The sequence below is a fragment of the Streptomyces sp. NPDC104202 genome (genome assembly GCF_055584185.1).
This window is the reverse complement of record NZ_JBVJMN010000131.1, coordinates 1-3,204: the sequence shown is the minus strand read 5'-3', so window position 1 is coordinate 3,204 and position 3,204 is coordinate 1. Positions and strand designations below refer to the sequence as shown.

At 56.1% G+C, this 3,204-nt stretch carries 3 protein-coding genes; 2 read left to right on the top strand and 1 reads right to left on the bottom strand.

What is annotated here, in order from left to right; translation table 11 throughout:
• The first annotated feature begins 764 nt into the window (after positions 1-764).
• Together ACZ60W_RS37140 and ACZ60W_RS37135 are read left to right on the top strand one after the other, a co-directional pair.
• A complete protein-coding gene (locus ACZ60W_RS37140) occupies positions 765-1,547 on the top strand; it encodes a hypothetical protein (RefSeq protein ID WP_457326847.1) in 783 nt (260 codons plus the stop codon).
• A gap of 153 nt (positions 1,548-1,700) precedes the next feature.
• On the top strand, positions 1,701-2,138 hold the full coding sequence (locus ACZ60W_RS37135) for a hypothetical protein (RefSeq protein ID WP_049436909.1): 438 nt from the start codon (positions 1,701-1,703) through the stop codon (positions 2,136-2,138).
• A gap of 11 nt (positions 2,139-2,149) precedes the next feature.
• Here ACZ60W_RS37135 and ACZ60W_RS37130 read toward each other — a convergent pair.
• The coding region (locus tag ACZ60W_RS37130; protein ID WP_469759820.1) for a KAP family P-loop NTPase fold protein at positions 2,150-3,204 on the bottom strand (1,055 nt) is incomplete at its 5' end.

Genomic DNA, 3,204 nt, shown 5'->3' with positions numbered 1-3,204 from the left:
TAGCTTAAAACTGGGACGCCTGTGGAAGCGCGTGGAAGCCCTATAGAGGCCTCATAATCCCTTGGTTCCAGGTTCGAATCCTGGTGGGCCCACCACATTGACGTCCAGCGAAGTCCAGAGACGTCCGCAAAACTCTTGATTTGCTTGATTTAAGCCCTGCGAGGCATCCAGCGCCGTCCAGCGGCATCCACGCGCGCTTGCGCGCGCTGTCCGAAGAACGCCAAAAGGAAGAACCAATGGTGACTGCTGCATCTGCGTACTTGGCGGCGCTCACCGGGCAGGTGGCTTGGAGTGCAGCCGAGCGAGCCGAGACGCCGCTAGTGCAGGTGCTGGAGACCAGCTCGCGGAAGGTTCGGGTGGAGGACCTCAAAGGAGGGTGCCGCGTCTACTGGCTGTTTGTCTCCTAGCGCGGCCTACGCCGTATAGGTGGTCGGACGGGCATGGCGAAACAAGTACGCGTTGCTGCAACCCTTTAGGAACCGTTCTCCAGCCGTTCGCCGCTGCGCTGTCGTCGCGTTTCCCGTGCCGCCCGTAGGAAGCCTCACAACTCGAGGCGGGCATTCGCGAAGCATGCGCCCCGCAAGCAGATGGAGCGGGCCACACGCAGCCTTGTTCGCTTGATCTGGTCACCCTAAGATCGGACCCTGTCCAAGGGGCGGCCCGCGAACCAGTGCACGGTAAATTAGTGGCATGCCCAGATTCGACTGAGGGCTTGTGACGTGGTTAGGCAGGCTTCAAAATTTGTTGATCGCTGAGGAGTTTTTATGGAAAAGAACTTCCCCCCCCCCGAATTTCTGGTCAATGAGATGGGGGAGCTTGTTGAGCAGTTCACTGTCGCCATCATCTCAATTCCCCCTGGAGACAGCCGGAAGCCGCCTGGCGACCACCACGGCACCGGGTGGCTCATCGATATGGATGGTCAGCCTCATATTTGCACATGCGAGCATGTGGCAAACTTTCAGTCCAAAGGTAAGCTTGCCTATAGCTGTTACGGCTCGGAAGGTGGCGTTTCTGTAGAGAGGGATTTTTTACTTAAGCCGCTACCTATGGACTTCGCTATCGCCTCATTGGCTAGCTCGTGGGACGTTGTTGAGCATAAGGGTGTGTGCATTCCGGAAAGCATGATCGCCACCCAGCATTGCCCTGTAGAAGGCGAGTATCTTTACTTCTACGGATTCCCTGGAAGCGACGCTAAGGCCTGCTTTGAACAACATTACATCCAAGGAACTGGAGTGTTCCTACATGAGGTCGAGTTTGTCCAAGATGTCCTTGACGAGGAGTCTAGAGCTGATCCGGCGATGCATATCTGCATGTCACTCAGCCCGACAGAAGCAGTACCACTGACTGCTCAAACGGGGGAACTGCCACTCCCCCATGGAATGAGCGGCTCAGCACTTTGGAATACGCGATACCTCGAAGTCACAAACGCCGGGAATACTTGGAGTCCGGAAGATGCGAGGCTGACGGGCATAGTTTGGGGTGCATCTCAGAAGGCGGGAGTTGTAGTCGCGACGCCAATTGAGCGCTTTAGGAATCTGCTTTTCTGATGAAGCCTGCGCCTGGCCGGAAACCACCAGCGCTGCTGTAGGTGAAGCCTTACTGCGCGATGCGAGAACAGTCGCGCGGGCCAGTCTGAGCGGTTAAGGCTGATAGTTGATCGAATCGCAGCGGTTGAGACGTCCAGTCGTATCCTTCCGGCCATGCTTCCCTCGCACGGCTACCAAGGCTTCCGAACCGCCCCGATCCCCTCTGGCTGGGTCCAGACCGGTGAGCGCTGGGCGCTCTGGTACAACGGCCGGGAGACGGCCAGCGTCACGCCCGATGGCGGTCCAGGGGTCCGGCTATGGATGGAAGGCCAGAAGATGTGGCAGGTGAAGGAAGTGCGCGCGGCCAATGTTCGACAGTCGAAGCGGTACGCCGAGCGCTGGTGTGCAGTCCGGCTGTATCCCGACCTGCCTCTGCGTGAGGCGGTCGCCCGACTGACCGACAGCACGCCGATCCAGCCGGAGCCGCCGCTGCCCGGCCTGCTGCCAACCCGTGAGCAGCAGCAACAGGCACGGCGCTTGGAAGCAGCGAGCATCGCCGCTGCTGCGCGATTCAATGATGCGCTGGAATCAAGCGGCCGTTGGCGCGCTTGAAGTTAGCTGAGTTAGCCAACCTCCTCATCCCTGTTCAAAGACCTGCTCAGGCGAATCACAGACTCGATATAGGCAGAGGAATCAAAGCCTCGTAACTGATTGCACCTGGCCAATGAGGTGGCTGCTGCGAGCACGCTAAGGTTTGCGCCTGCGCTGGATTCTCTGACCTTCTTTCCCACTGTATGGAGTGCATTTCTCTGATTGGCTCGGTTTCCAACAAACATATCCAGGACTTCGTTATAGTTTTGAGCAATCAGGCAGTTGAGATCATTTTTAGGGCCGCTGGAAATGGAATGGGCGCTAGGGATAGAAATTACACCTGTCGACGACAGTTGGATGTAATTTTGCGGTGATCCGAATCTAAGGCATGCGATAAAGCAATCAAGGAGCGGGATTGTGACGAACGACTTCGGACGCGTTATATAGAACGCATATATCAAAGTGAATGCTCTAATCTGATCGCGAGGGGAGAGTTGAAAGGCTGAAGACATCGCGGTGAAGAAGGAGCCATACTCAATTCTATCGAGCTCTTCGACCTGTTCTTCATTGAGTTGCTTGATGTCAAAGGCCGAAGGGTGTCCAACGATTTCTTCTAAGGTGCTCTTACTCTCTAAGCCAAGTCCGGCACTGCTGAGTAAGTATTTCGTTACCGCATCACGTGATGCGGGGGAAAGGTGGTATTCAAAGTCAAAGAACTTTCGAAGGTACTCCTCCCCATTTACGTGAGCTCCGTAAACAGTTTGCACGGCAGCAGGGAGATTTCCGTGGTCCGTTGCAACTATGAATATTATTCCTGGCACATCAAAGTGGTGTTTGATTCGCTCAAGCGTTTGAATCGCGTAGTCGGGTCGGCAGCGGTCTAGTTCGTCAATGATGAAGAGGATCGGCCGGATCGGACCTGTCGGCTTGCGAGCGGAGACCGCATCTCTAGCCGCCTCAAGGGCAGATCTGAAGGCTGGCTCAGCGTTCATCAATTCTCTTTGCCTCTCCAAGAGGCTTGCCGCAATCTTTTCGGCGCCTTCCACCAACGAGGCATAGCCGGGTACTGTTACCTTGGCTGTAGCAC